Raw genomic sequence first — 25,299 nt, forward strand, 5'->3', positions numbered from 1 at the left:
TCAGGCGCCTTTTTATTTGCCGCGAATCAACCTGATTGGCCTCGGCCGGGGGATAGCCTCCATGAACAGCATCGTGACCCGCAAAGAACGCCTGATCGTCGTCGGCAACGGCATGGTCGGCCATCACCTCGTCGAGCAGCTGCTGGCGGCCGGCGCCCTGGACCACTACGAGATCCATGTCTTCGGCGAAGAGCGTCAGCGCGCCTATGACCGGGTCCATCTCTCCGAGTACTTCGCCGGTCGCGACGCCGAATCCCTGGCCATGAGCGAAGCCGGCCTCTATGCCGTGCCCGGCCTGGTGCTGCATCTGGGCTGCGCGGTGACCGCCATCGACCGCGAGCAGCGCGAGGTACTGACGCCCGAGGGTGCCTTTGGCTACGACCGCCTGGTACTGGCCACCGGCTCCTATCCCTTCGTGCCGCCCATCGAGGGCGCCGAAGGCGACTCACGCCTGGTCTATCGCACCCTGGACGACCTGGACACCATCCGCCTGGCCGCCGCCAGGGCGCGCCGCGGCGTGGTGGTGGGCGGCGGCCTGCTCGGCCTGGAAGCGGCCAATGCGCTGAAATCCCTGGGTCTGGAGGCCCATGTGGTGGAATTCGCCCCGCGGCTGATGCCGGTGCAGCTGGATGACCTCGGTGGCGCCGCGCTCAGGCAGCGCATCGAGGACCTGGGCGTGGGCGTGCATCTGTCCAAGGCCACCCAGAACATCACCGCCGGCAGCGAGTATCGCTACCGCATGAACTTCGCCGGCGAGGATTTCCTCGAGACCGACCTGATCCTGTTTTCCGCCGGCATCCGGCCCCAGGACGCCCTGGCCCGCAACTGCGGCCTGGAACTCGGCGCCCGCGGCGGGGTGGCGGTGGACAACGGCTGCCTGACCAGCGATCCCTTCATCCATGCCATCGGCGAATGCGCCGCCTGGAACGGCAGCATCTTCGGCTTGGTCGCCCCGGGCTACCAGATGGCGCGCCTGGTGGCCGCCACCCTCTGCCATGGCCAGGCCACGCCCTTCACCGGCGCCGACATGTCCACCAAGCTCAAGCTGCTGGGCGTGGACGTGGGCTCCATCGGCGATGCCCACGGCGCCACCCCCGGCGCGCGCAGCTATCGCTACATCGACGAAGCCAGCGCCAGCTACCGCCGCCTGGTGGTCTCCGCCGACGGCAAGCACGTCCTCGGCGCCGTGCTGGTGGGCGACAACAGCTACTACGACACCCTGCTGCAATACGCCCAGAACGGCATCCCGCTGCCCCAGGATCCGGCCAGCCTGATCATGCCGGTGGGCGAGGGCGCCCCGACCCTGGGCGCCGATGCCCTGCCGGCCACCGCCACCCTCTGCTCCTGCCACAACGTCACCAAGGGCGCGGTCTGCGCCGCCATTGACGCCGGCTGCACCGACCTCGCCGGCATCAAGAGCTGCACCAAGGCCGCCACCGGTTGCGGCGGCTGCGCGGCGCTGGTCAAGCAGGTGTTCGAGCACGAGCTGATCGCCCGCGGCGTCGAGGTCGACAAGAGTCTCTGCGAACACTTCGCCCACACCCGCCAGGAGCTCTATCACCTGGTGCGGGTTGAAGGCATCCAGAGTTTCGACGAGCTCCTGGCGCGCCACGGCCGCGGCCAGCATGGTTGCGACATCTGCAAGCCGGCGGTAGCCAACGTCCTGGCCTCCTGTTGGAACGCCCCCATTACCGATCCGCACCTGGTGCCGCTGCAGGACACCAACGACACCTTCATGGCCAACATGCAGAAGAACGGTACCTATTCGGTGGTACCGCGCATCCCGGGCGGCGAGATCAGCCCGGAAGGCCTGATCGCCATCGGCCAGGTGGCGAAGAAATACGATCTCTACACCAAGATCACCGGCGGCCAGCGCATCGACCTCTTTGGCGCCCAGTTGCACGAGCTGCCGGACATCTGGGGCGAGCTGATCGCCGCCGGCTTCGAAACCGGCCATGCCTACGGCAAGTCCACCCGCACGGTGAAGAGCTGCGTGGGCAGTACCTGGTGCCGCTACGGGGTGCAGGACAGCGTCAAGATGGCGCTGGACATCGAGCACCGCTACAAGGGCCTGCGCGCGCCGCACAAGCTCAAGTTCGCCGTCAGCGGCTGCACCCGCGAATGCGCCGAGGCGCAAAGCAAGGACATCGGCGTGATCGCCACCGAGAACGGCTGGAATCTCTATGTCTGCGGCAATGGCGGCATGCGCCCGCGCCACGCCGAGCTGTTCGCCACCGACCTGGATGACGAAACCCTGATCCGCTACATCGACCGGCTGCTGATGTTCTACATCCGCACCGCCGACCGTCTGCAGCGCACCTCGGTGTGGCGCGAGTCGCTGGAGGGCGGGCTGGACTACCTCAAGCAGGTGATCATCGAGGACAGCCTGGGCCTGGGCGCCGAACTGGAAGCCCAGATGCAGCTGGTGGTAGATCGCTACGAATGCGAATGGGCCAACGCCCTGAACGATCCCGACAAGCTCAAGCGCTTCCGTACCTTCGTCAACCAGCGCGGCAACGACCCGGACATCCACTTCGTCAAGGAACGCGGCCAGCGCCGGCCGGCTCGCCATGGCGAACTGCACCTGATCAACCTGACCGAGGAAGCCTGACCATGACCCAGACCAATACCGCCCGCGCCCTGGAGCCCCGCTGGCAACCCCTGTGCAGCCTGGCCGACCTGGTGCCCCAGTCCGGTGTGGTGGCCCTGCACGAGGGTGAGCAGGTAGCGCTGTTCTACCTGCCGGAGACCGAGCAGAAGGTCTTTGCCGTGGGCAATCGCGATCCCAAGTCCGGCGCCAACGTCATCGGCCGCGGCATCGTCGGCCAGCTGGGCGCGGATCTGGTGATCGCCTCGCCGCTGTACAAGCAGCACTTCCGGCTGGCGGACGGCGGCTGCCTGGAGTATCCCGAGCAGGCCCTGCCCATCTGGACGGTACGACTGAATGGCGAGCGAGTGGAGATCGCCTGAGGCGGCTTGGCCCTCACCCCAACCCGCTCCCGGAGGGAGAGGGAGCGGTCCGGAGTGGGGCGGGCTTCGCGCGTAGCCTGGACAACGGCGCAGCCTTGTCCGGGAATAGCTGACGCAATACCAAGTGACCCTCACCCCAACCCTCTGCCGGAGGGAGAGAGGACGGTCCGGAGCGGGGCGGGGCTTCGCGCGTAGCCTGGACAACGGCGCCGCCTTGTCCGGGTTCCCCGCCGAATACCGCTATCCCCATTGTTGCAGCTGCCGCAGTGCAGCTTTGCGCAATCGGGACCTGCGCCGGGCGGCGAAATGACTGCCGGGGGACGATACTCAAGGAGCGGGGACGCTGTCTGCCGATCCTGGTCATCGTCCCGCCGGAGGTCACCATGCGCCTGACAAGAACAATTCGCTCCGCGCTGTTCATCGCCCTGCTCTCGGCCCTGGCCGCTATCGCCCTGTTGGAGGGCTGGCGCGCGTAACCGGTGGGCGAACTCGCCCTGCGCGCCGATCCGGTCTGTACCCACGGATATGCACCCTATGGCTGCTATCCGGTTCCGGCCAGAGGGGGCGATCTGGGGTGGCTGGAGCGCCTTTAGGTCGTCAACCCGCCTGCAGGTCGGTTGCCAGCAGCGCTGCCAGCTCGCGGTCAGTCAAAGAGGGACCGAACAGGGCCCCCTGGACCTCATCGCAATGCTGCGCCTGCAGCCAGGCCAACTGGCCGGGCGTCTCCACGCCCGTCGCCGTCACCCTGAGGCCCAGGGTTCGTCCCAGGCCAGTCAGAGCCTGGACGATGGCGGCATCGACCTGCTGGTCTTCCAGGTGCGCGACCAGTCGGCTATCCAGGCTGATGCCATCCAGCACGGGGTGGCGCAGCCCCTCCAGGGCGCTAGAACCTCGGCCGAAGTCGGCCAGACTCAGGCGCACGCCCAGCGCCTTGAGCGGCATCAACATCGGGGCGCTGTCTGCCTGCAACAGCGCCTCGGGCAGTTGCAGCTCCAGGCGGTCCGCTGCCAGGCCGCTTGTCTGCAAGGCGCGGGCGACCGCCGCCACCAGGGCCTCGCCATCGGCGAACGGACGCGCGGAAAGATTGATGATCAGCCGCAGTGGCGCGGGCCAGGTCGCGGCAGCGTGACAGGCGTTGTCCAGCAACCAGAATTCCAGGGGAACGCTGAGTCCGGTCTCCTCGGCCAGGGGCAGGAGGACCTCCGGCGGTAGCAGGCCGCGCTGCGGGTGGGCCCAGTGCAGCCGGACCTCGATGGCGTTCAGCCGACCCTCGGCGGCGCTCCGCCGGGGCAGGTAACCCAGGCGCAGCTGGTCGAGCGCCAGCGCCTGGCGCAGCTCCTGTTCCAGGTCACGCCGCTGGCTGAGCTGGGCGTCCATCGCCGGGGCATGGAAGCACCAGCCGTTGCGGCCCGCGGCCTTGGCCTGGTACAGCGCGATATCCGCCAGGCGCAGCAGGTCCTCGACCTGGCTGGCCTGCTCCGGCGCCTGGGCGATGCCGATGCTGGTGCCGACGCTGACCGACTGTTCCTCCAGCAGGATGGGTCGGCCGATGGCATTCACCAGCCGCGCACAGATCTGGTCGACGGTTGCCACATCCAGGTGACCGAGCAGCACCACGATGAATTCGTCGCCGCCCAGGCGCGCCACCAGGCCGCCAGGTCTCAGACTGGCCTGCAGACGCCGGGCGATTTCCTGCAGCACCCGATCGCCGGCGGCGTGGCCGAGGCTGTCGTTGACCGGCTTGAAACGATCCAGGTCCAGGCTGAGCAGCGTCAGCGGGGTCCTGGCTTGCGTCAACTTGCGCGCCAGGTAGTGCTGCAATTGCAGGCGATTGGCCAGGCCGGTCAGGCTGTCATGTTGCGACAGGTGTTCGATTTCCGCCTGGGCATTGACCGCGGCGGTGATGTCACTGGCGGTGCCGCGAAAGCCAGCGTCCTTGGGCAGCGGCCGGGCGGTGATCTCGCAGATCCGGGAGTGACCCAGGCGGTCGCGATAATGGCAGCGCAGCACCTGGCGCTCGTCGAGCTGGCGGGCATTGCCCTGGAGCCAGGCAGCCAGCGGGGTCGTCTCGCTGCTGAACAGCTCCGCCAGCGGCCGCCCGAGCCAACTGCCGGGCGTATGCCCGGTGATGCGGGCGAAGCGTTCGGACAGATAGGTGATGCGGCCCGCGGCATCGCTTTCCCACAGCCAGTCGGAGGCGGCCTCGGCGAGTTCGCGAAAGCGCCTTTCGCTGCGACTCAGTTCGGCCTGGCTGGCGATCAGGGCATCGAACTGTTGGTCGAGCTGCCGCGCCGAATTCAGCGCATGGCGGATCAGCAGGGCCAGCACCAGCCCGAGCAGCAGCACCCCGGCCAGAAAGACCGGCAGGGTGCGGTGCAGGAGCTGGGCGCCGGGTTGCGGCGGTTGCCAGTTGAGCAGCAGCGGTGAATCCAGGAAGCGCAGCGTTTCATGATCGACCAGGGGCACCCGCGACGCCTCGAGTCGCGGCAAGCCATAGGTATCGCTGAGATGGGCCAGGGTGTCCGGATCGAGCACGTTGACGAACAGCATCACCGACGGGGCGCCGGGACCCGGGGCCACGCTGTAGCTCGCGCCGGGCGTGATGGTGGCCGCGGCGACCAGCGCCGGGACACCACCCACGCTCAGCACCCGTACCAGGCTCTCGGTCTCGCCAGGACGCTGGCGGGTGGCCGCCAGCAGGCCGGCCAGATCGCCTTCGAGCCATTGCGCCGCCGCGCGCTCCGTCGGCCGGCCATCGATCACCGCATAGACGGTACGATCCTGCGGATCCAGCACGAAGACCCCGTTGTAGCCATAGAGCTCATAGGGGATGTCGCCGACGTTGCGCTCGTCGTTGGCCCAGAAGAGGTCGACCGCCAGGTGCAGGTGCTTGTAGGCCTCACCCCACTTGGCGTAGTTGATGATGTTGTGGCCGATCTCGTTTTCGACCTGCACCAGGGTGCGGTCGATGTAGGTGCGGGCGCGTTGCTGGACGTCGGCGTCCTGGCTGGTGGCGGTCCTGATCAGCAGGTAGCAGCCGAGGCCGAGCAGGATCGGCAGGGCGCAGATGACCGGAAAGAGGCGCAGCAGCAGGTTGTGGCTGCGGCGGGTGGCGATGGGCGTGGACGGCATGGTGAACCTGGGCGGTGCTGGACGACGGTCAGGATTCCCGCGAGGTGGCCAAGGACGGCGCGAGGGGTGCCTGGCCAGCGGCCATTATCCGCCACCATCACCCAGCCGTCTGCTCGCGGCCTGACCAGGGGCAGCGCTGAGCTGCCCGGACGGTCGACCGTTCAAGGCCGCGGTGGATAGCTGACCAGCAGCTCGTTGATCAGACGGCTGAAGGCGGCGCTGCGTTGGCTGGGCGTGGCGTTCTGATCGTCCAGCAGGCGCTCTTCGCTGGCACGCCAGACCAGCTTGCCGTCACGGCCATCGAGCATGTCGAGCTGGACCGTCATCACCGGGTAGGTGACGGTCTGGGTGCGCACATAGCTTGGTCCCCAGGGGCCGGGACCCCAGGCGGAGCCCCAGGGACCGCCCCAGCCCGGACCCCAGTAGGGATCGGCATAGCTGTAGCTCTGCTGGCGCTGGTCGAGGATCACATAGAGCTTGAGCTTCAGATCCGGGCGCGTGCCCGCCGCCGCTGGGCGCAGCCCGCGCTGGTCGAGGCCGCTGCTCACCGAATCGCGCAGGCGCTGCTCGGTGAGATCGCTGCGCACCCGCGGATCGTTGGGGCGGTACTCGATGGCCGGGTCCGCCCAGCCCCAGCTGCGATAGGCGGCGAAATCACGGCTGGCGTCATAGTCCAGATTGCGCGGGCCGCGCTCTGCGCAGGCTGCCAGCAAGAGGACCGCAAGCAGCAGGAGACAACGTTTCATGGGCGATCCTCTGAGGTGAGCGCGCTAGTCTGCTTGGACTGGCTTAAGGGCCACTTATCCCTTCAGCTCGGCGGATAGTTGGCCAGCAGGCGGCGGGTGGTCTCGCGCAGGGTGCGCGCGCGTTCGCCGCTGTTGCCGTTGCTGGCCTGCTCGGCGGCCGAGTGCCAGAGCACCTGGCCGGTGGCGGGATCGAGCAATTCCACCTCCAGCACGTCGACCAGGAAGGTCCGGGTGCGGGTCCGCGCCTGGCCGACCGTGGCGCCATAGCCGGGGCCGTAGCCATAGGGCCCGTAGCCGCCGTAGCCGTAGCTGGTGTCGTAGTAGTCGGTGTATTGCTCGCTGCGCTGCTGCTGGGTCAGGCGGGCGCGTACCTGCAGATCGGCGCGGGCACCGCCGATGGCGGGCCGCAAGCCGCGCTGGTCGAGACCATCGGCCACCGCCTGCTGCACGGTCTGGCCATCCAGGCCGCCGCTGACCACCGCGGCGCCCGGTGCCCAGCTCCAGGTGCGATAGCGACTCCAGTCACGCGGTGCCGGCGGATAGGCCGCCGGATCCTGCTGCGGCAATACCGGGAGCGACGCCTCTGGCAGGCTGCTGGCGACATAGGGATTGGGCGTCTGGCAACCGGCCAGGGCGAGCAGCGCGAGCGACAGGCAGAGCAGGGGGTGACGCATGACCGGTTCCTCGGAGGAATGCTGGCCAGAGCATACCGCGCCCTACGTCATCCTGCCTTAGCTTGGCAGAGCCAATGCAGATAGCGCCCCAGGCCCGCGAAAGCCGGGTGCCGTCGGTGGGCCAGTTCCATGGCCACCAGCTCCTCGCCGTCGGCACGGGTCTGGAATTCCGGCGGCATGTAGTCGTGAAAGACCCGGACGCCACTGCGCGCCCGAACCTGCCAGTCTGCCGCCAGCCAGGCCTCGACCTCGCGCGGATCAAGCGGCCGTTGCGGCGTCAGGCCGCGTTGGCCCGCGCCGGCGTAGTCACCCTGCCGGAGTTTGCGAAAATGCCCCTTGAGCAGGTTGCGATAGATCAGGGCGTCGCGGTTGTAGAAGGCCAGCGACAGCCAGCCGTCCGGGGCCAGGCAGCGTTGCAGCGTAGGCAGGATCGCCGGGGGCGTCTCCAGCCATTCCAGCACCGCGTGGCAGAGCACCAGGTCGAAGGGCTCGGCGAAGGCGGGCAACTCCTGCCAGGGCAGCGCCAGCCAGTCGGCGTCGAGTCCGGCGGCGGCGAACGCCTCCTGGGCCCCGGCCAGCATGGGCGCCGAGGGCTCGGCCAGGGTCACGGCATGGCCCTGCTGCGCCAGCCAGAGACTCATGTGGCCGAGCCCGGCGCCGATGTCCAGCACCCGCAGCGGCCGCGCGGGCAGTACCTCGGCCAGATCCGCCTGCAGCACGGCCAGGCGGATGGCGCCCTTGGTGCCGCCATAGATGTTGGCGGCGAAACGGGTGGCGCGGTCGTCGAAGAAGGTATCGGTCACGGCAGGAAACGCCTCTCGTTGTCGGCCAGCTTGGCCAGCACCGCCTGCTCCACGTCCAGCTCCAGTTCGCTGCCCAGTTGCAGCAGATAGAGCAGCACGTCGGCGATTTCCTGGCCGGCGTGTTCGCGCTCGGCGGCGCTCAAGGTGCGGGCTTCGGCATCGCTCTTCCACTGGAAGATCTCCACCAGCTCGGCCATCTCGACGCTGGCGGCCATCGCCAGATTCTTGGGATTGTGATAGCGGCGCCAGGCGTTGGCATCGCGGATCGCGTGCAGGCGGGTGAGCAGGGCAGGGAGGTCCATGGGCGTCCGGGGGTCGACAAAACGCCATTCTCCCATGGCGAGACGGCTGTCGTCCGCCGGCCTGCGCGACAGCCTGACGCCGCTGTTCTACCCTGGGGCCCATCACCGACACCCTGGTTGCTGGAGCCCTGATGAAATCTTGCCTGACCGGACTGGGCTTGGCCCTGCTGTTGACCACTGGCGTCGCCCATGCCGAAAAGCTGCTCTTGGAGGGCACCCTGGGCCAGGTCCGAGTGGTGGTGGAGGTCGATTCCACCGCCAACGACGAAGCCTATGGCCGCTACTTCTACGACCGCTATCGCCGCGACCTGCGCCTGAGCGGTCCGGCGCAATCGGGCGACCGGCTCAAGCTGGAGGAGGGTGCGCCCTGGCAGGACGGTCCCAAGGCCAGCTGGTCACTGACGCGCGGCAAGGATGGTTCCTGGACCGGCACCTGGAGCGGTGCCGGCAAGACCCTGCCGCTCGCCCTGGCGCCGCTGCAACCGGGGCAGTCCGCGGCAGCGGATCGCTATCGGCAGAAATTGCGCCAGGGCGATCCCTATGAGTATCGCCGCCTGCAGGGACTCAGGCTGGAACAGGGCGAGCGCCAGACCTTCATGGGCCGGGGCCTGCGCTGGTGGCGCGAGCCGGTCTCGGGCATGCGGCTGTTCACCGTGGAGGGTGCCAGCGAGGCAGCCAATGCCGTACTGCGCGAACGCCTCTGGGCGGAGGTCGATGCCCACCTGAGCTGCATCGGCACTGACGGCGAGCACAGCCTGGAGGTGACCCCGCAGCTGCTCAGCGAGCGGGTGCTCAGCGTCAATCTGTTCAGCCAGTACAGCTGCAGCGGCGCGGCTCACCCGGATTTCGGCAGCGCGCCCCTGACCCTGGATCTGCAGACCGGCGAGGAGCTGGCGCTGGAGGATTTTCTCTGGTTGGGCCACGGCCAGCCGATTCGTCCGCAGCCGGAGGATCGCTATTCCCAGGCCCTGGCAGACTATAGGCAACAGACCCTGGCGCCCTGGGTGATCCGGCTGTTCACCCGCCTGTATCCGCAACTGATGCAGGCGCCCGCCGACGGCGACGGCTGCGACTATCGCAGCGCCGACGTCTGGCAATTCGCGCCCTGGTATCTGACGCCCAAGGGCCTTTACCTGGGCCCGACCTTCTTCCGCGCTGCCCGGAGCTGCGACGAACCCGGTGGCACCCTGGTGCCCTACGCCGAGGTCCGCAAGCACCCAGGGCCATTGGTGGACCTCCTGCCCCGCTGACGTAGGTTGGCGCTGAGCGCAGCGAAGCCCAACAGCGCCGCCTGCCTCGAAGGTCTGGCTGCCCAGTAGCAGCGCCATGACCAGCTAGGCGGTTCAGCTGCGCCTAACGCTGGTGCCGATCGGTGGCTTTTCCTACTTCCGCAAGAGCTTTTGCAGCCGGGCGTACTGCCAGAGGGCGATCCTGTCGCGCAGGAAGAAGGTCTGGATGCCACGACCCAGTAACAGAATTCCCCAGATGGCGGCGACCCACAGGGACCAGTGGCTCTCAGGCGAGGTCGCGCGATTGAGCACATAGAGAAAGACACAGATGACCATGCCGCGCAGCACCTGCCAATAGAAGCCGATCTCGGCGGCGACCTGTTCACGGGCATTCGCGATTCGCTCGTCTGCAGCGGATCCCACTGCTTGAGTGGCTTGACCTGTCAGGTCGGCAACGCTGATTTCCAGAACGGCAGCCAGGGCGCTCAGGGTCTCCAGACTGGCCTGCTCGCCATTTTCGATGCGTTGCACCGTACGGGTGCTTATGCCCGCGAGTTCAGCGAGCTGCTCTTGCGACCACGCTCGGGCCAGGCGGTGTTCCTTGATTTTGTTGGGCAGTTGCATCTCGGTTTCTCCAGCGGTGGTGGACGAGCAAAAGCCTAGCCGCAAGGCCCTCTGTCCGACACGACGACAACCCGACAGCAGCCTGACAGCGAGGTGACAGGGACCTGACGGCCTCGCTGACAGGGAAGAGCGGAAGCCCGTCTCCTGACAGGGTCTTCCCTGTCCATCCACTCTACACCGGCTACACGCGGTGAAAACCGTCCAGGGATTTCCACAGCAGGTTCGGCTCCGCGGGGTAAGGCTGCGCCGTTACCCACCCTACGATCAGCCGTGAGCCCGTAGCGTGGAAAACCGCAGGGGGTTCTCCATTGGACGTTGAGTATCGGCAGCGGACAGGGCTTCGCCGCCTTCCACCCTAGTCGTCGGCGATCAGCCGCTTGCCCAGGGTGACGACCTCGGCCTCGGCATAGCCCAGGGCCGCATAGAAGCCGAGGATCGCCGCATTGTCCCGGCGCACCATCAGCTGCAGCTTGGGACAGCCGCGTTCGCTCAGCAGCTGTTCGGCGGTCGCCACCAGCCGCCGGGCATGGCCGCGGCGCTGATGCTCCGGGGCAACTGCGAGGTAATAGAGCCAGCCGCGATGACCGTCGGTGCCGACCATGGCGCTGGCCATGAGGGTGCCGTCCGCTTCGCCCACCAGGAACAACTCGGGTTGTTCGGCGAGCTTGCGCTGGATGTCGCGGTAGGGATCGTTCCAGGGGCGAGTCAGTCCGCAGGCCTGCCACAGATTGATCACGGCCTCGGTGTCGGCGGACTGGAAGGGGCGGATGTGCATGGGGCGGGATCTCCATCGCGGCCATGGCGGTGCGCCGTAGCGACCGCTCCTACAGGTTACGGTACACCCTGTAGGAGCGGCCCATGGCCGCGATCAGCTTTTCCAGCTAGAGAAAGTTCTCCGCATAGTGGCAGGCCACCTGGCGGGCTTCCACGTTGCGCAACGCCGGGACCTCGGTCTTGCACTTCTCCGTCGCATAGGGGCAGCGACGGTGGAAGACGCAACCGGGTGGCGGATCCAGCGGGTTGGGCAGCTCGCCCTGGATGCGGATGCGCGGCTTGCTCGGGTCCGGGTGCAGACTCGGGGTGGCCGACAGCAGCATCTGGGTATAGGGATGCAGGGGCCGCTCGAACAGCAGGTCGCGGCTGGTCTTTTCGACGATGCAGCCCAGGTACATCACCATCACTTCATCGGCGATGTGGCGCACCACCGACAGGTTGTGGGAGATGAACACATAGGCGGTCCGGTACTGCTGCTGCAGATCCATGAACAGGTTGAGCACCTGCGCCTGGATGGACACGTCCAGCGCCGAGGTCGGCTCGTCCGCCACCAGCACCTTGGGCTGCAGCATCATGGCGCGGGCTACGGCGATGCGCTGGCGCTGGCCACCGGAGAACATGTGCGGATAGCGCTGGTAGTGCTCCGGCCGCAAGCCCACCTGCTGCATCATCGCCTGTACCTTCTCGCGCCTTTCGGTGCGGGAGAGGCTGGTGTTGATCTGCAGCGGCTCGGCCAGCTGGTCGCCGATCTTGCGCCGTGGATTGAGCGAGGCATAGGGATTCTGGAACACCATCTGCACCTCGCGGCGCAGTTCCTTGCGGCGGGCGGCGTCGGCGTTTGCCACGTCCTGACCGCCGATGACCAGGCTGCCGGCGGTGGGCTGCTCGATCAGGGTCAGGGCGCGGGCCAGGGTCGACTTGCCACAACCCGACTCACCCACCACGGCCAGGGTGCGCCCGGCCTGAAGGTCGAAGGAGACGCCGTTGAGCGCCTTGACCGTGGCGTTGTCCTTGAACAGGCCGCGGGAGATTTGATAGTGCTGGGTCAGGCCCTTGGCTTCGAGCACGAGGTGCTCGGGCGCCTGCTCCGGGGTGGTGGAGCGGGCGAGGACGGTGGCTTCAGACGGCGCCATGGCGATCCTCCGGCAACTGGCTGGGACGTTGATGTTCGGGCAGCACCGCAGGCGCCTCGCCCGGGGCGACGTTGCGCGGGAAGAAGCAGCGCACCGCACCACGGTCGTAGGGCTCCAGCGCCGGACGCTCCTGGCAGCGCGGCTGCACATAGGGGCAGCGCGGGCTCAGCAGGCAGCCGGCGGGCCGGTCGTAGCGACCGGGAACGATGCCGGGCAGGGTGTGCAGGCGGTCCGTCTGGCTGTGCTCGGGAATGGCCGCCAGCAGGGCTTCGGTATAGGGGTGGGCGGGGGCGTCGAACAGGGTCGGCACCACGCCTTTCTCCACCGCCTGGCCGGCGTACATCACCACCACGCGCTGGGCGGTCTCGGCCACCACGGCGAGGTCGTGGGTGATGAGGATCAGGCCCATGCCCTCGTCGCGCTGCAGATTGACCAGCAGCTCCATGATCTGCGCCTGGATGGTCACGTCCAGGGCGGTGGTGGGTTCGTCGGCAATCAAGAGGCGCGGCTCGGCGGCGATGGCCATGGCGATGGCGACGCGCTGGCTCATGCCCCCGGACAGCTGGTGCGGATAGGCGCCCAGGCGACTGGCCGCGGCCGGGATCTCGACCTTTTCCAGCAGCTCCAGGGCGCGCTGGCGAGCGGCGCGACCCTTGAGGCCCAGGTGCTGGCGGATCACCTCTTCCAGCTGGAAGCCCACGGTGTAGCTGGGGTTGAGCGCCGTCATCGGGTCCTGGAAGACCATCGACAGCTCCTTGCCGATCAGATGTCGCCGGCGGCGGCCCTTGAGGCTGAGCAGGTCCTGGCCGTCGAAGGCCAGGCGGTCGGCGGTGATGCGGCCGGGGTGATCGATCAGGCCCATCACGGCCATCATGGTCACCGACTTGCCGGAGCCGGATTCACCGACGATGGCGACGATCTCGCCCTGATCCACGGTGAGATCGAGGCCTTCCACCACCGGCGGGGCGTCGGTGCCGCCGAAGCGCACCGAGAGGTTTTGGATTTCGAGGAGGCTCATGACTGCACCTTCAGACGCGGATCGAGGGCATCGCGCAGGCCGTCGCCCATCAGGTTGATGGCCAGCACGGTGAAGAGGATGGCGAGACCCGGCAGGGTCACCACCCACCAGGCGCGCTCGATGTAGTCGCGGGCCGAGGCCAGCATGGTGCCCCACTCGGGGGTGGGCGGCTGCACGCCGAGGCCGAGGAAGCCCAGGGCGGCGGCATCGAGGATCGCCGAGGAAAAGCTCAGGGTCGCCTGGACGATCAGCGGCGCCATGCAGTTGGGCAGCACGCTGACGAACATCAGCCGCAAGGTACCGGCGCCGGCCAGCCGCGAGGCGGTGACGTAGTCGCGATGCAGTTCGCCCATCACCGCGGCGCGGGTCAGGCGGACATAGGAGGGCAGCGAGACGATGGCGATGGCCACCACGGTGTTGATCAGGCCTGGGCCGAGAATGGCGACGATGGCCACGGCCAGCAGCAGCGAGGGCAGCGCTAGCATGATGTCCATCAGGCGCATGATCACCGGACCGGCGCGGTTGGGCGAGAAGCCGGCGACCAGCCCGAGCAGGATGCCAGGGATCAGCGAGAAGACCACCGAGGCCAGGCCGATCAGCAGCGACAGCCGGGCGCCATGGATCAGCCGGCTGAGCAGGTCACGTCCCAGCTCGTCGGTGCCCAGGGGGAACTGGCTGTTGCCACCGTCCAGCCACAGCGGCGGGGTGAGCATGAAGTCGCGGAACTGCTCGCTGGGCGCATGGGGTGCGACCCAGGGCGCGAAGAGCGCGCAGAACACCACGATGACCATGAAGATCAGACCGCCGAGGGCGCCCTTGTTGCGGGCGAAGGCATGCCAGAACTCCTTGAAGGGAGAGGGATAGAGGGCGCTCGGGTCTTGAGCGGCCGGGGTGTTTACCGTTGTCATAGGCTCTGTCCGTATGGGCGCATCAACGCTGGTGGCGGATGCGCGGATTGACCAGGCCGTAGAGGATGTCCACGACGAAATTGACCAGGATGACCAGGGTGGCGATCAGCAGGATGCCGTTCTGCACCACCGGATAGTCCCGGGCGCCGATGGCCTCGATCAGCCACTTGCCGATGCCGGGCCAGGAAAAGATGGTCTCGGTGAGCACCGCGCCGGAGAGCAGGCTGCCGACCTGCAGGCCGAGCACCGTCAGCACCGGGATCAGGGCGTTGCGCAGGGCGTGGACGAAGACCACCCGCCCCGGCGACAGGCCCTTGGCGCGAGCGGTGCGCACATAGTCCTCACGCAGCACCTCGAGCATGGCCGAGCGGGTCATGCGGGCGATCACCGCCAGGGGGATGGTGCCCACCACGATGGCCGGCAGGATCAGGTGCTTGAGGGCATCGACGAAGGCGCCGGGCTCGTCGGAGAGCAGGGTGTCGATGAGCATGAAGCCGGTGCGCGGCGGGATGTCGTAGAGCAGGTCCAGGCGACCGGAAACCGGGGTCCAGCCGAGCTGCACGGAGAACAGCATGATCAGCAGCAGGCCCCACCAGAAGATCGGCATGGAATAGCCGGTCAGGGCCACGCCCATCACCCCGTGGTCCACCGTGGTGCCGCGCCTGAGGGCGGCGATGATGCCGGCCAGCACACCGAAGACCGTGGCGAACAGCATGGCCGCCACCGAGAGTTCCAGGGTGGCCGGGAACAGGGTCAGGAATTCGTCCCAGACCCCGACGCGACTGCGCAGGGATTCGCCTAGGTTGCCCTGGGCAAGGTTGCCGATGTAGTCGAAATACTGCTGGTACAGGGGCTTGTCGAGGCCCAGGCGGTGCATGGCTTCGGCGTGCATCTGCGGATCGACGCGGCGTTCGCCCATCATGACCTCCACCGGATCGCCGGGGATGAGGCGGATCAGGGCGAAGGTCAGCAGGGTGACGCCAAAGAACGTCGGTATCAGCAGCCCGAAGCGACGGGCGATGAAGGCGAGCATCGGAGGGGGTATCTCCTCTTGAGGCTGATCAAGACGGCGCGAGTACATGCCCGGCCGCGTTTTTAAGTGAGAGCCCGCGCAAAAGCTAATGAGCTTTTGATCTGACTCTCAGACCTTGTGGGTCTGGATTCATCCCTGACGAGACCATCCTGGTCCGCAACGAACGACACCTGCGGACAGCAGGCTCGTTCGGTCCTACGAATAGGTTCGAAGAGCGCTCTGGAGCAAGGCTCCAAACCCGGCAGACTACCACGTTGCCACGGGCGTCGATATCCTCGACACGGCCCGGGCTTCGCCGGTGTTCGCAGCGCGATCCCGGCCAGATGCCGGACACTGCGTGGAAGCCGCCAGGTCCCGCCATTACAGCAGGTTGAACGGCAGGGTGGAGACCAGGCGCAATTCCTTGACGTTGCCGTCGACCTGGTTCTGGCTGGCGCGGTGATCGGTCAGCAGCAGGCGGAAGCGACTGTCCTTGAGCGCGCCCTGCTGCACCTTGTAGGTGGTGACCAGGCCGATCTCATGGTGCTTCTCGCCATCCTGCTGCAGGACCTCGGCATAGTTGGCGTACTTGCCGGCGCCGGCATCATAGTGGGTGCCGTTGATGTCCCAGCCCTTGGCGTACCAGACGCCGGTGCTCAGGCCGGGCACGCCGAAGTAGCTCCAGTCGGTCTCGTAGCGGATCTGCAGCGACTTCTCGTTGGGGCCGTTGTAGTCTGAGACCAGGGAGTTGGCCAGGTAGATGGCCGCGGTCTCGTGGGCGTAGTCGAAGTACTCGTTGCCGTCGATCTGCTGGTAGGCCAGGGTCAGGCTGTGGGCCTGGTGGCTGCCGGTGAACGCCAGGCTCCAGGCGGTGTTGTCGATGTCACCAGCCTTGGCGCTGCCGGCATCGACGGTGCGGTAGGCGTTGGCCACCGCCTTCCAGGCGAAGGTATCAAGAGAACCGCCGGCCTGGGTGACGCTCAGGAAGTACTGATTCCAGACGTCCTCGAAGTTGGCGCCATAGACGCTGACTTCCCAGCCCTGGGGCAGCTTGTAGTTGCCACCGAGAAAGCTCAGGCGGTCGGCGGTGACCTCGCGGGTACCGTACTCGGTGGTCCACTTCTCGTCGCCGGCACCAGTCCGCGGACTGACGCGGGTGAAGCTGCCACCCTGCAGCGAGAGGTTGTCCCATTCGTCGCTGGTCAGGGCGAAGCCGTCGAAACCGGAGGGGAAGGGCCGGTTGTCGTTGTAGCTGATCACCGGGGTGTCGAGCATGAACCGGCCGATCTTGAGCTCGGTGTTGGAGACGCGGAAGCGCGCATCGGCGATGCCCAGCTTGGACCACTCGGCATGGCCCTCGCCCTCGGCGTTGGCCAGGGTGCGGTTGCCGCCGCCACCGATCTGACCCTTGCCCCGCTCCAGGTTGGTGGCCTGATAGCCGGCCACGTCGATACCGAAGCCCACCGGGCCCTGGGTGTAGCCGGAGCTGTACTTGAGCGCGGTGGCCTGGACCCAGGTATTGCGCGAGTGGGTGCGCACCCGGGTGCCGTTCTTGCTGTAGCTGAAGATCGGATCGGAGCTGGTCTCGCGGGCAAAGAAGTTGCGCGTGGTCAGGGTCAGGCTGTCGTCGGCGAAAAAGCCCTTGGCGCCTGCCTGGCCCTTCACCGGCTTCTGCACGTTGGGCAGGGTCTGGACCTCGTTGGCGTAGCTGGGATCTTCCGGCGCCGGGGACTGGGCGTGGGCGGTCAGGGCCAGGGTGAGCAGGGAGAGGGCGAGGCCTCCCCGGTGGACGTTGGTCATCAGGTGTGCTCCAAAGCGGTCGTTTTTTCTGTTATCTGGGCGTTTTCCGGCACGGCCGAACCCGTCGCGCCGAAACACGGCGCGAGGCGGGAAAGGTCGAGGGACGGGCCGCCCGGGCCCGGTCGCTTACGGCATCAGTTGCCGATCAGTCGAGGGTCACCGTGGAGAAGTCGTAGACCCCCAGCGGACTCTGCACATAGCCCTGCACCTTGGGTTGCAGGACATCGGTGAACAGCGGGTGCGCCAGCGGAATCCAGGGCATCTGCTGGTGGAAGATCTGCTGGGCCTGCTCGTAGAGCGCGGTACGCTGGGCCGGGTCGTTGATGCGCTTGGCCTTTTCGATGGCGTCGTTGAAGGCCTTGTCGCACCAGAAGGCGCGGTTCTCGCCGCCCTGCACCGCGGCGCAGCTCAGGTTGTTGGTGAGGAAGTTGTCCGGATCCCCGTTGTCGCCGGTCCAGCTCATCATCATCAGGTCGTGCTCGCCGGCCTTGGTGCGCTTGACGAACTCGCCCCACTCGAACTGGGTGATCTCGGCCTTGATGCCGATCTTGGCCAGGTCGCCCTGGATCAGCTGGGCCACCAGGGCCGGACTGCCGCCGGGGCCGGTACCGGTGCTGATGTAGTACTTGAGGGTGAAGCCATCGGCGTAGCCGGCTTCCTTGAGCAGCGCCTTGGCCTTTTCCAGGTCATGGGGCCAGGCCTTGATGTCCTTGGCGTAGCCCAGCAGCGAAGAGGGATAGGGATTGATCGCCGCCTTGGCGCCGCCTTCGCCGAACACCGTCTTCAGGTAGTTCTGCTGATCGAAGGCCATGGCGATGGCCTGGCGCACCCGCACGTCGCTCAGCGCCTTGTGCTTGGTGTTCATCGCCAGGTAGGAGGTGGTCTGGCTTTCCACCTGGGCCAGCTTGAGGCTCTTGTCCTGCTTGAGCATCGGCACGTCCTGCGGTTTCACCGTCAGGCCGATCTGGCATTCGTTGTTGCGTACCCGCTGGATGCGCACATTGGGGTCCAGGGTCACCGCCAGCACCAGGCCATCCATCTGCGGCTTCTTGCCGAAGTAGTCCGGATTGACCTTGTAGCGGGTGTTGGAATCCTTGGCATAGCGCTGGAAGACGAAGGGACCGGTGCCGATGGGCTTCTGGTTGATGTCGTCGGTCTTCTTGCTGGCCAGCAGGCTGTCGGCGTATTCCTTGGACAGGATCGAACCGAAGGCCATCGCCAGGTCGGCGAGGAAGGGCGCCTCGGGCTGGTTGAGGGTGAAGCGCACGTGGCTGTCGTCCACCTTGTCGATGGACTTGATCAGGCTGCCCATCTCCATGGCCGCCGCATAGGGATAGCCGCTGGGGGAGAGGTTGTACCAGGGATTGTTCTTGTCGAGCATGCGCTCGAAGCTGAACACCACGTCGTCGGCGTTGAAATCACGCGTCGGCTTGAAGTAGTCGGTGGTGTGGAATTTCACCCCCTGGCGCAGGGCGAAGGTGTACTGCAGGCCATCGGGGGAGACCTCCCAGCTTTCGGCCAGGCCCGGCTCCAGCTCGGCGGTGCCCTGCTTGAATTCCACCAGGCGGTTGTACAGCGGCGTGGCCGAGGCATTGAAGGTATAGCCGGAGGTGTAGCGACCCGGATCGAAGCCTTCCGGATTGGCCTCGGTGCAGACCACCAGGGGCCGGGCCAGGGCGGCATTGGCCGTCAGGCAGAGGAGGGCGGCGAGAGACAGCGAGAATAGCGGTTTGGACACGGAAGGCTCCTCGTGAAGGCCCGCAGGGCGGGCCGGACAGAATCAGCGGTCGAGGCTTACGCCATAGAAACCGGTGACGCCAAAGGGATTGATCTTGAAGCCCTGCACTTCTTTGCGCATGGGCTGGGACACCACCGAGTGGGCCATGGGGCTCACCGGCATCTGCTGGCGAATGAGCTGCTGCGCCTGCTCGTAGAGCCGGGTGCGTTCGGCGCGATCGTTGCTGGTCTTGGCCTTCTGGATGAGGGCGTCGTAGTCCTTGTCGCACCAGCGCGCATAGTTGCTGCCGCCGATGGCGCTGCAGCCGTAGAGCACGCCCAGCCAGTTGTCCGGATCGCCGTTGTCGCCGGTCCAGCCATAGGTCAGCACATCGTGTTCGCCAGCCTTGGCGCGCTTGATGTACTCACCCCATTCGTAGCTGACGATCTTGGCCTTGATGCCGACCTTGGCCCAATCCTGCTGGATCATCTGCGCCGACTGGCGGGCGTTGGGATTGGAGGCGCGCTGCACCGTCATGGCCCAGAGCGCGATCTCGGTGCCGTCCTTGATCCCCGCCTGCTTGAGCAGCGCGCGGGCCTTGGTCGGATCATAGGGCGCGCCCTTGATATTCTTGTCGTAGGACCACTGATTCGGCGGGATCACGTTCTGCGCGACCTGACCGGCGCCCTGGAACACGGTGTCGACGATGGCCTGCTTGTTGATGGCCATGTCCAGGGCACGCCGCACCTCGGGCTTGTCCAGCGGCGGGTGCTGGACGTTGTAGGCAAGGAAGCCGACGTTGAAGCCCGGCTGCTGCAGGACCTTGAGGTTGGCATCCTGCTTCATCTCCACCAGGTCCGCCGGACGCGCATAGCCGCTGACCTGGCACTCGTTGGCCTTGAGCTTCTGCAGGCGGGTGGCGGCGTCGGGGGTGATGGCGAAGATCAGGTTGTCGAGCTTGACGTCCTCGGGCTTCCAGTAGTCCGGATTGCCCTTGAAGCGGATCACCGCATCCTTCTGGTAGCGGCTGAAGACGAAGGGGCCGGTGCCGATGGGCTGCTGGTTGAGCAGCTCCGGCTTGCCCTCCTTGAGCAACTGCGCGGCGTACTCCGCCGACTGGATGGAGGCGAAGCTCATGGCCAGGTCGGCGGCGAAGGCGGCATCGACCTTGTTCAGGGTGAAGACCACGGTGTGGTCGTCGACCTTGGCCACCTTGGCGATGTTCTGGTCCAGCCCCATGTCGGTAAAGTAGGGGAATTCCGTGGGGTAGGCCTTACGGAACGGCTGCTCCTTGTCGAGCATGCGCTGGAAGGTGAAGACCACGTCGTCGGCAGTGAAGTCGCGGGTGGGCTTGAAGTAGTCGGTGGTATGGAATTTCACGCCCTGGCGCAGGTGGAAGGTATAGGTCCTGCCATCCGCGCTCACGTCCCATTTGGTAGCCAGGCCCGGCTCCAGGGTGGTACCGCCACGCTGGAACTGCACCAGGCGGTTGAAGACGGTTTCCGCGGAGGCATCGAATTCGGTGCCCGAGGTGTATTGCGCCGGATCGAAACCGGCCGGGCTGGCTTCCGAGCAATAGACGAGATTGCTCGCCGCCTGGGCGAGCGGAGCACAGGCGAGCAGGCTCGCCGCCAGCAACGAGTAGGCGTAGGGAAGGCGCATGGGTCTCACTCCATCAGTCAAATGAACGGCCAGGGCCGGGAGTCTGGCTCCCGACCCTGGCCAAGAGGCTTCACTTGCTGACGCTGACGCCGTAGAACTCGTTCAACCCGAAGGGGCTGATCTTGTAGTCCTGGACTTCCTTGCGCATCGGCATGTAGACCGTGGAATGCGCGATGGGCGTCATGGGTACCTGCTGCTTGAGCACCTGCTGGGCCTGTTCGTAGAGCTTGGTGCGCTCGCCCTGGTCGGTCACGCGCTTGGCCTTGACCACCAGGTCCTCGAACGGCTGGTAGCACCAGCGGGAGAAGTTGTTGCCACCGATGGCCTTGCAGCCGAAGAGGGTCGCCAGCCAGTTGTCGGGGTCGCCGTTGTCGCCGCTCCAGCCGATCAGCATGATGTCCTGCTCGCCGCTCTTGGAGCGCTTGATGTACTCGCCCCATTCGTAGCTGACGATCTTGGTCTTGACGCCGATCTTGGCCCAGTCCTGCTGCAGCATCTCTGCCATCAGGCGCGCATTGGGATTATAGGGACGCTGCACCGGCATGGCCCAGAGGGTAAGTTCGGTGCCTTCCTTGAAGCCGGCTTCCTTGAGCAGGGCCTTGGCCTTTTCCGGATCGTAGGGCGCGTCCTTGATGGAGTTGTCGTAGGACCACTGGGTCGGCGGCATGGCGTTGACCGCCACCTGGCCGGCGCCCTGGTAGACGGCGTTGATGATGGCCTCCTTGTTGACGGCCATGTCCATCGCCTGACGCACCTTGAGCTTCGCCAGATCGCCATGTTCGACGTTGTAGGAGATGTAGCCCAGGTTGAAGCCCGGCTGCGACGGCAGCTTGAGATTCGGGTCCTTCTTCAGGCCGTCCAGGTCCGCCGGACGCGGATAGACGGTGATCTGGCACTCGCCGGCCTTGAGCTTCTGCATCCGTACCGAAGGATCGGTGTTGATGGAGAAGATCAGGTTGTCCACCTTGGGCCCATCGACCTTGTCCCAGTAGTCCGGGTTGGCCTTGTAGCGGATCACCGCATCCTTCTGGTAGCGGCTGAAGACGAAGGGACCGGTGCCGATCGGCTTCTGGTTGATCTCGGCAGCCTTGCCGGCCTTGAGCAGCTTGTCGGCGTATTCGGCCGACTGGATCGACGGGAAGGGCATCGCCAGGTTCTGCAGGAAGGCGGCGTCCACTTCGTTGAGGGTCATGCGCACCGTGTAGTCGTCGACCTTTTCCACCTTGGCGATGTTCTGGTCGAGGCCCATGTCGGTGAAGTAGGGGAATTCGGTGGGGTAGGCCTTACGGAACGGATTGTCCTTGTCCAGCATGCGCTGGAAGGTGAAGAGGACGTCATCGGCATCGAAGTCGCGGGTCGGCTTGAAGTAGTCCGTGGTGTGGAATTTCACGCCCTTGCGCAGGTGGAAGGTGTACACCTTGCCGTCTTCGCTGATGTCCCAGCTCTCCGCCAGACCCGGCTTGACCTGGGTACCGCCGCGCTCGAACTGGGTCAGCTTGTTGAAGATGGTTTCCGCCGACGCATCGAAATCGGTGCCAGTGGTGTATTGCGCCGGATCGAAACCGGCCGGGCTGCCTTCGGAGCAGAACACCAGGTTGGTTGCCTGGGCCAGGGGTGCGCCGGCCAGCAGACCGGAAGCGAAGAGGGCAGCGAGTACGTTCTTGTGCATGGAGACCTCATGTCGGGGACGGCGCAACACGATGTGGCGTTGCGAAACAGAATGCCGATGTCTTGTGGACAGATGAGCCCACATGCACAGCTTATGCCCATGTCCATAGCTCAGGCGAGCTATTGACCCTGAGCGACCCAAACAGGAAACAGATGTCGCAAAGATGTAAGACGAGGTATCACGACGGGAAGGCAGTGCGCACCAAAAGTGCGCACCGATACAGCGTTGTTACTTTTCTGCCCTAGATCAGGGCATCTGTACCTCGATGGTACCGCCCGCAGTCACTTCGACGGTGGTGGTACCGGGGGCAACGTCCGGAGTCACGGCATCGCTGGCAGCTTTCATCGCCGACATGCGCAGCATCGGCAGCGGCTGGGGTACGCCACTGGTGCCCAGGTCCAGGTTGACGATGCGATAGCCCGAGCCACCCAGGGCTTCGGTGGCCAGCTGGGCACGCGCCTTGAAGGCGGCCACGGCGTCCTTGAACAGGGCATCCTCCTGCTGCTTGCGGGTGCCATCGGCAATGGTGAATTGCAGGTTGCCCATCTTCAGGTTGCCCAGCAACTCGCCGGTCAGCTTGGACAGGGCAGCGAAGTCGGCGCTTTCCAGACGCAGTTCGCCGCGCTCGCGCCAGGCATTGATGGCGCGGCCCTGGTCTTCGTAGACCGGGTAAGTGTTGCGATTGCCCAGGGAAACGTCCACGCCGGCGACCTTGCGCGCCTGTTCCAGGGCGGCGTTGAGGGTCTTGGTGGTGTCGCTGGCCAGGGCCGCCGGATCCTGGCCCTGGCTTTCGGTGTAGAGCATGACCTGCATGCGGTCGCGCGGCACCTCACGACTGACCTCGGCCCTCAGGCTGATCTGGTTGTAGCGCGCTTCGTCGGCCTGGGCGCCGGTGGCGAGCAGGGTACTGAACAGGGCGGCGCCCAGCACGAGCGGGCGTAGGGAAGGGGTCATGGTGTTCTCCTGGTTGGCAGTACGACAGCGGTGTGACCGCGGACCCGGCGGATGGTGCGTCGCTTTGCCGCGTCGGCGGCTGCGGACGGATACCCATCGCTATAATGCCAAGTCTGCTCTGACCGGCAGGTCCCTCGGGGCTGCCGTCTCGATCGTTTCTTGCGCCTGGAACCTCGCATGTTCTCCTTGCCCGTTCAATGGTTGTCCGCCAATCGCCAGAATCTCGGGCGCCTGGTCCTTATCCGCGTGCTGGTACTGGCCGCCCAGGCCGGCTCGGTGGGTATCGCCCGGCTGTCGGGCATCGTCCAGCTGCCCTGGACGGCCCTGGCCATCACTCTGGGCGTCTCGGCGGTGCTCTGCCTGTTCGCCGCCCTGCGGCTGACCCGCCCCTGGCCGGTCACCGAGCAGGAGTACGCCGCGCACCTGGGTTGCGACCTGGCCATTCACAGCGCCCTGCTGTATTTCGCCGGCGGACCCACCAACCCCTTCGCCTCCTATTACCTGGTGCCCCTGACCATCGCCGCGGCCACGCTGCCCTGGCTCTATACCCTGGTGCTGGCGGCCCTGACCCTGGCGGTCTTCTCGCTGATGCTGCTGTCCTACGAGCCGCTGCACCTGCTGGTGGCCAACGATGGCGCGGTGCTCAGCTACGGCATGTGGCTGAGCTTCGCCCTGTCCGCCGCCGTCATCACCCTGTTCGTCGCGCGCATGGCCACCGCCCTGCGCGAGCAGGAAAGCCTGCAGGCCCAGCGCCGCGAGCAGGCCATGCGCGATCAGCAACTGCTGGCCGTGGCCACCCAGGCCGCCGGCGCCGCCCACGAGTTGAGCACGCCGCTGTCCACCATGAGCGTGCTGCTCAAGGAGCTGCAGCAGGAGTACGCCGGCCAGCCGACCCTGAGCGAAGACCTGGCGCTGTTGCAGGCCCAGGTCGGGCAGTGCAAGCAGACCCTGCAGCAACTGGTACGCGCCGCCGAAGCGGACCGCCGCCAGACGGTGCAGGAGCAGACCGCCGTGGAATGGCTGGAGGCGACCATGGATCGCTGGCACCTGATGCGACCGGAAGCCACCTACAGCTTCGAGGTGGTCAGTCTGGGCACGCCGCCGCGCCTGACGCCGCCGGTCGAACTTACCCAGGCACTGCTGAATCTACTCAACAACGCCGCCGACGCCTGCCCGGAAAACCTGGCCATCCGTCTGCACTGGGACGCCCGCGAATTGTGCCTGTCGATTCGTGATCACGGTGCCGGAGTGCCCCTGGCCATTGCCGAGCAGCTCGGCAAGCCCTTCTTTACTACCAAGGGCAAGGGCTTCGGCCTGGGCCTGTTTCTCAGCCAGGCCAGCGTCACCCGCGCCGGCGGCACGGTGAAGCTCTACAATCACGAAGAAGGCGGCACCCTGACCGAATTGCGCCTGCCGCGGCACTACGCCCTGGCGTGAATGCCTGGAGAATTCTATGACTGACGACCTCAACAGCGGTTTCGACGACCAGCCCCACATCCTGCTGGTCGACGACGATCCCACCTTTACCCGGGTGATGGCCCGCGCCATGGACCGCCGCGGTCTGCGCGTGTCCATCGCCGACAGCGCCGAGGAAGGCCTGCAACTGGCCAAGGAAGACCTGCCGGACTACGCCGTGCTCGACCTGAAGATGGAAGGCGACTCGGGGCTGGTGCTGCTGCCCCAGCTGCTGGAGCTGCATCCGGAGATGCGCGTGGTGATCCTCACCGGCTACTCCAGCATCGCCACCGCGGTGGAAGCCATCAAGCGCGGCGCCACCAACTACCTGTGCAAGCCGGCCGATGCCGACGACGTCCTGGCCGGCCTGCTCGCCCAGCACGCCGATCTCGACACCCTGGTGCCGGACAATCCCATGTCGGTGGACCGCCTGCAGTGGGAGCACATCCAGCGGGTGCTGTCCGAGCACGAAGGCAACATCTCGGCGACCGCACGCGCCCTGGGCATGCATCGCCGTACTCTGCAGCGCAAGTTGCAGAAGCGTCCGGTCCGCCGCTGAGAACCTATTCAAAGTCGGCTGCGCGTCGGCCAATCAGCGTTGAAAAGACCTTCGGAATGCTCATTTGACACTCGTAAACCCGAGCGCGGGTCCGATCCGCTTCCTCAGGTCTTTTTGCCTTGTTTGGCTTTAGCTCGCGCGACTTTGAACAGGCTCTT

At 66.3% G+C, this 25,299-nt stretch carries 21 protein-coding genes; 5 read left to right on the top strand and 16 right to left on the bottom strand.

Annotated elements, in window-relative coordinates:
- The first annotated feature begins 61 nt into the window (after positions 1-61).
- Together nirB and nirD are read left to right on the top strand one after the other, a co-directional pair.
- Positions 62-2,611, top strand: coding sequence for a nitrite reductase large subunit NirB (nirB, locus tag QE444_RS08865; RefSeq protein ID WP_273862667.1), 2,550 nt, complete (start codon positions 62-64; stop codon positions 2,609-2,611).
- 2 nt (positions 2,612-2,613) lie between these two features.
- Positions 2,614-2,970, top strand: a complete 357-nt coding sequence (gene nirD / locus QE444_RS08870) for a nitrite reductase small subunit NirD (RefSeq protein WP_273862666.1) — start codon at positions 2,614-2,616, stop codon at positions 2,968-2,970.
- Positions 2,971-3,567: 597 nt separating this feature from the next.
- Here the strand turns inward: nirD and QE444_RS08875 are convergent.
- From QE444_RS08875 to QE444_RS08895, 5 genes are all read right to left on the bottom strand, one after another.
- Entirely contained in the window at positions 3,568-6,102 is a 2,535-nt protein-coding gene (locus QE444_RS08875; RefSeq protein ID WP_309737947.1) for an EAL domain-containing protein, read from the bottom strand.
- A 161-nt stretch (positions 6,103-6,263) separates the two neighbouring features.
- Complete coding sequence (locus QE444_RS08880; protein WP_187978664.1) at positions 6,264-6,848, bottom strand: DUF4136 domain-containing protein; 585 nt, start codon at positions 6,846-6,848, stop codon at positions 6,264-6,266.
- A gap of 62 nt (positions 6,849-6,910) precedes the next feature.
- On the bottom strand, positions 6,911-7,522 hold the full coding sequence (locus QE444_RS08885; protein WP_187978665.1) for a DUF4136 domain-containing protein: 612 nt from the start codon (positions 7,520-7,522) through the stop codon (positions 6,911-6,913).
- A gap of 47 nt (positions 7,523-7,569) precedes the next feature.
- Positions 7,570-8,325 carry a methyltransferase domain-containing protein gene (locus tag QE444_RS08890; RefSeq protein ID WP_187978666.1) on the bottom strand — a complete coding sequence of 252 codons (756 nt, stop codon included), beginning with the start codon at positions 8,323-8,325 and terminating at the stop codon, positions 7,570-7,572.
- Positions 8,322-8,627: a nucleotide pyrophosphohydrolase gene (locus QE444_RS08895; protein WP_187978667.1), complete on the bottom strand. Its 306-nt coding sequence runs from the start codon at positions 8,625-8,627 to the stop codon at positions 8,322-8,324. Before QE444_RS08895 ends, QE444_RS08890 begins: the two co-directional genes overlap by 4 nt.
- Positions 8,628-8,758: 131 nt before the next feature.
- On the opposite strand from QE444_RS08895, the gene QE444_RS08900 reads away from it, so the two are divergent.
- Positions 8,759-9,877 carry a hypothetical protein gene (locus QE444_RS08900; RefSeq protein ID WP_309737948.1) on the top strand — a complete coding sequence of 373 codons (1,119 nt, stop codon included), beginning with the start codon at positions 8,759-8,761 and terminating at the stop codon, positions 9,875-9,877.
- Positions 9,878-10,009: 132 nt separating this feature from the next.
- Here QE444_RS08900 and QE444_RS08905 read toward each other — a convergent pair whose 3' ends face one another.
- The 11 genes from QE444_RS08905 to QE444_RS08955 all read right to left on the bottom strand — a co-directional run bounded on the left by QE444_RS08905 (position 10,010) and on the right by QE444_RS08955 (position 23,127).
- The gene (locus QE444_RS08905) at positions 10,010-10,480 is read right to left on the bottom strand and encodes a helix-turn-helix domain-containing protein (protein WP_309737950.1); all 471 of its coding nucleotides are present in this window, start codon (positions 10,478-10,480) and stop codon (positions 10,010-10,012) included.
- A gap of 355 nt (positions 10,481-10,835) precedes the next feature.
- Positions 10,836-11,255 (bottom strand): GNAT family acetyltransferase, encoded by a 420-nt coding sequence (locus QE444_RS08910; RefSeq protein ID WP_187978670.1) that lies wholly within the window; start codon positions 11,253-11,255, stop codon positions 10,836-10,838.
- 106 nt (positions 11,256-11,361) lie between these two features.
- Entirely contained in the window at positions 11,362-12,387 is a 1,026-nt protein-coding gene (locus QE444_RS08915; protein ID WP_133859869.1) for a peptide ABC transporter ATP-binding protein, read from the bottom strand.
- Complete coding sequence (locus QE444_RS08920) at positions 12,374-13,405, bottom strand: ABC transporter ATP-binding protein (RefSeq protein ID WP_133859868.1); 1,032 nt, start codon at positions 13,403-13,405, stop codon at positions 12,374-12,376. Before QE444_RS08920 ends, QE444_RS08915 begins: the two co-directional genes overlap by 14 nt.
- On the bottom strand, positions 13,402-14,313 hold the full coding sequence (locus tag QE444_RS08925) for an ABC transporter permease subunit (RefSeq protein WP_027602553.1): 912 nt from the start codon (positions 14,311-14,313) through the stop codon (positions 13,402-13,404). Before QE444_RS08925 ends, QE444_RS08920 begins: the two co-directional genes overlap by 4 nt.
- A 22-nt stretch (positions 14,314-14,335) precedes the next feature.
- Positions 14,336-15,346 (bottom strand): ABC transporter permease subunit, encoded by a 1,011-nt coding sequence (locus QE444_RS08930; protein WP_133859866.1) that lies wholly within the window; start codon positions 15,344-15,346, stop codon positions 14,336-14,338.
- Between the two features lie 360 nt (positions 15,347-15,706).
- A complete protein-coding gene (locus QE444_RS08935; RefSeq protein ID WP_273862661.1) occupies positions 15,707-17,125 on the bottom strand; it encodes an OprD family outer membrane porin in 1,419 nt (472 codons plus the stop codon).
- A gap of 145 nt (positions 17,126-17,270) precedes the next feature.
- Positions 17,271-18,863, bottom strand: coding sequence for an ABC transporter substrate-binding protein (locus QE444_RS08940; RefSeq protein WP_187978672.1), 1,593 nt, complete (start codon positions 18,861-18,863; stop codon positions 17,271-17,273).
- A gap of 42 nt (positions 18,864-18,905) precedes the next feature.
- Entirely contained in the window at positions 18,906-20,504 is a 1,599-nt protein-coding gene (locus QE444_RS08945; protein WP_187978673.1) for an ABC transporter substrate-binding protein, read from the bottom strand.
- Positions 20,505-20,574: 70 nt separating this feature from the next.
- Complete coding sequence (locus tag QE444_RS08950; RefSeq protein WP_309737959.1) at positions 20,575-22,173, bottom strand: ABC transporter substrate-binding protein; 1,599 nt, start codon at positions 22,171-22,173, stop codon at positions 20,575-20,577.
- 246 nt (positions 22,174-22,419) lie between these two features.
- Positions 22,420-23,127: an SIMPL domain-containing protein gene (locus tag QE444_RS08955; protein ID WP_158892193.1), complete on the bottom strand. Its 708-nt coding sequence runs from the start codon at positions 23,125-23,127 to the stop codon at positions 22,420-22,422.
- Between the two features lie 177 nt (positions 23,128-23,304).
- On the opposite strand from QE444_RS08955, the gene QE444_RS08960 reads away from it, so the two are divergent.
- Together QE444_RS08960 and QE444_RS08965 are read left to right on the top strand one after the other, a co-directional pair.
- The gene (locus QE444_RS08960) at positions 23,305-24,564 is read left to right on the top strand and encodes an ATP-binding protein (RefSeq protein WP_183631112.1); all 1,260 of its coding nucleotides are present in this window, start codon (positions 23,305-23,307) and stop codon (positions 24,562-24,564) included.
- 16 nt (positions 24,565-24,580) lie between these two features.
- Positions 24,581-25,141 (top strand): response regulator transcription factor, encoded by a 561-nt coding sequence (locus QE444_RS08965; RefSeq protein ID WP_007159542.1) that lies wholly within the window; start codon positions 24,581-24,583, stop codon positions 25,139-25,141.
- Positions 25,142-25,299 lie beyond the last annotated feature (158 nt).

Source organism: Pseudomonas sp. SORGH_AS_0199 (genome assembly GCF_031453735.1).
Lineage (GTDB): Bacteria > Pseudomonadota > Gammaproteobacteria > Pseudomonadales > Pseudomonadaceae > Chryseomonas > Chryseomonas aestiva.

What these genes read in the sequence shown, in the direction of transcription:
- QE444_RS08945 (WP_187978673.1), bottom strand. Translation starts at nt 20,504, where the DNA reads ATGCGCCTTCCCTACGCCTACTCGTTGCTGGCGGCGAGCCTGCTCGCC.
- QE444_RS08895 (WP_187978667.1), bottom strand. Translation starts at nt 8,627, where the DNA reads ATGGACCTCCCTGCCCTGCTCACCCGCCTGCACGCGATCCGCGATGCC.
- QE444_RS08955 (WP_158892193.1), bottom strand. Translation starts at nt 23,127, where the DNA reads ATGACCCCTTCCCTACGCCCGCTCGTGCTGGGCGCCGCCCTGTTCAGT.
- QE444_RS08905 (WP_309737950.1), bottom strand. Translation starts at nt 10,480, where the DNA reads ATGCAACTGCCCAACAAAATCAAGGAACACCGCCTGGCCCGAGCGTGG.
- QE444_RS08925 (WP_027602553.1), bottom strand. Translation starts at nt 14,313, where the DNA reads ATGACAACGGTAAACACCCCGGCCGCTCAAGACCCGAGCGCCCTCTAT.
- QE444_RS08920 (WP_133859868.1), bottom strand. Translation starts at nt 13,405, where the DNA reads ATGAGCCTCCTCGAAATCCAAAACCTCTCGGTGCGCTTCGGCGGCACC.
- nirD (WP_273862666.1), top strand. Translation starts at nt 2,614, where the DNA reads ATGACCCAGACCAATACCGCCCGCGCCCTGGAGCCCCGCTGGCAACCC.
- nirB (WP_273862667.1), top strand. Translation starts at nt 62, where the DNA reads ATGAACAGCATCGTGACCCGCAAAGAACGCCTGATCGTCGTCGGCAAC.
- QE444_RS08900 (WP_309737948.1), top strand. Translation starts at nt 8,759, where the DNA reads ATGAAATCTTGCCTGACCGGACTGGGCTTGGCCCTGCTGTTGACCACT.
- QE444_RS08950 (WP_309737959.1), bottom strand. Translation starts at nt 22,173, where the DNA reads ATGCACAAGAACGTACTCGCTGCCCTCTTCGCTTCCGGTCTGCTGGCC.
- QE444_RS08965 (WP_007159542.1), top strand. Translation starts at nt 24,581, where the DNA reads ATGACTGACGACCTCAACAGCGGTTTCGACGACCAGCCCCACATCCTG.
- QE444_RS08885 (WP_187978665.1), bottom strand. Translation starts at nt 7,522, where the DNA reads ATGCGTCACCCCCTGCTCTGCCTGTCGCTCGCGCTGCTCGCCCTGGCC.
- QE444_RS08935 (WP_273862661.1), bottom strand. Translation starts at nt 17,125, where the DNA reads ATGACCAACGTCCACCGGGGAGGCCTCGCCCTCTCCCTGCTCACCCTG.
- QE444_RS08880 (WP_187978664.1), bottom strand. Translation starts at nt 6,848, where the DNA reads ATGAAACGTTGTCTCCTGCTGCTTGCGGTCCTCTTGCTGGCAGCCTGC.
- QE444_RS08910 (WP_187978670.1), bottom strand. Translation starts at nt 11,255, where the DNA reads ATGCACATCCGCCCCTTCCAGTCCGCCGACACCGAGGCCGTGATCAAT.
- QE444_RS08930 (WP_133859866.1), bottom strand. Translation starts at nt 15,346, where the DNA reads ATGCTCGCCTTCATCGCCCGTCGCTTCGGGCTGCTGATACCGACGTTC.
- QE444_RS08915 (WP_133859869.1), bottom strand. Translation starts at nt 12,387, where the DNA reads ATGGCGCCGTCTGAAGCCACCGTCCTCGCCCGCTCCACCACCCCGGAG.
- QE444_RS08875 (WP_309737947.1), bottom strand. Translation starts at nt 6,102, where the DNA reads ATGCCGTCCACGCCCATCGCCACCCGCCGCAGCCACAACCTGCTGCTG.
- QE444_RS08960 (WP_183631112.1), top strand. Translation starts at nt 23,305, where the DNA reads ATGTTCTCCTTGCCCGTTCAATGGTTGTCCGCCAATCGCCAGAATCTC.